Origin of the sequence: Mesorhizobium sp. M2A.F.Ca.ET.042.01.1.1 (assembly GCF_003997405.1) — a bacterium.
Classification (GTDB): domain Bacteria; phylum Pseudomonadota; class Alphaproteobacteria; order Rhizobiales; family Rhizobiaceae; genus Mesorhizobium.
The window spans coordinates 1-1,091 of sequence record NZ_RZRX01000582.1 but is presented as its reverse complement, the minus strand read 5'-3'; the positions used below and the strand labels follow the sequence as shown (position 1 = coordinate 1,091).

General features: G+C 66.8%; 2 protein-coding genes. Both read left to right on the top strand.

From position 1 onward, the window contains the following. The coding region (nusB, locus tag EOA23_RS34990) for a transcription antitermination factor NusB (protein WP_127307344.1) at positions 1-387 on the top strand (387 nt) is incomplete at its 5' end. Further along, positions 384-1,091: MFS transporter (locus tag EOA23_RS34985; protein ID WP_127307343.1), on the top strand; the 708-nt coding region annotated here is incomplete at its 3' end. The genes nusB and EOA23_RS34985, both read left to right, overlap by 4 nt.

Here is a 1,091-nt window from a genome sequence, read left to right as displayed (position 1 = left end):
GTCTTCGAGATCACGGCCGAATATGAGGCCTTCCGCCTCGGCAAGGAAGTCGATGGCGCGCTCTACCGCGAGGCGGACGCGCAATGGTTCCGCGCCATCCTGATCGGCGTCGTCGAAAACCAGAAGACCATCGACCCCGTCATCCGCCAGGCGCTGACCGAGGACTGGCCGCTGTCGCGGCTGGATTCGACGCTGCGCGCCATCCTGCGCGCCGGCGTCTACGAATTGATGAAGCGCGAGGACGTGCCGGTGGCCGTGATCGTGTCCGAATATGTCGACATCGCAAAAGCTTTTTACGAGGAAGACGAACCCAAGCTGGTGAATGCCGTTCTCGATCGCGTCTCGCGCCGGGTTCGCGGCGAGGGGCGCGGCAAGGACGCCTCGTGACGACCGCAACGGCTGCGGTCGCCGCGACCGGCAGGGAAGGGCGCCGCACAGCCGTCCTGCTTGCCGCCGCGCAGGCGATCGTCGGTTCGGCCGCTCCGATCGCCATTTCGCTCGGCGCGCTGGCCGGGCAATACCTGCTCGGTCCCGACAAGTCTCTCGCGACGGCGCCGATCACCGGCTTCAATCTCGGCGTGGCGCTCGGAGCCTTGCCGGCCGCCGCCATCATCCGCAGCCTCGGCTATCGCGGCGGCTTCATGACCGGCGCCGTGGTCACCGCGCTCGGCGGCCTGATCGCGACGCTAGCGCTCTTCCAGGCGAGCTTTTGGCTGTTTGCCTTCGGCCTTTGCGTGATCGGCCTCGGCGGCGCCTTCGTGCAGCAGTTTCGCTTCGCGGCCGCCGACAACGCGCCGCCCCAATTCAAGGCGCGCGCCATCTCCTTTGTGCTAGCGGGCGGCATCGTCACGGCCATCCTCGGGCCGCAGATCGTCATTTACACCCGCGAACTGCTGGCCCCGGTCATGTTCGCGGGATCCTTTGCTTCGATCCTGCCGCTTGCGGCGGTTGGCGCGCTTGTCCTGTCGTTCCTGCGTGTGTCTTCAACGACCAACACCGTCGCCGAAACCGCTGCAAGCGATGCCCGGCCGCTGGCTGAAATCGTCATCCAGCCGCGTTTCGTCGCAGCGCTTTTCTGCACCGTCGGCAGC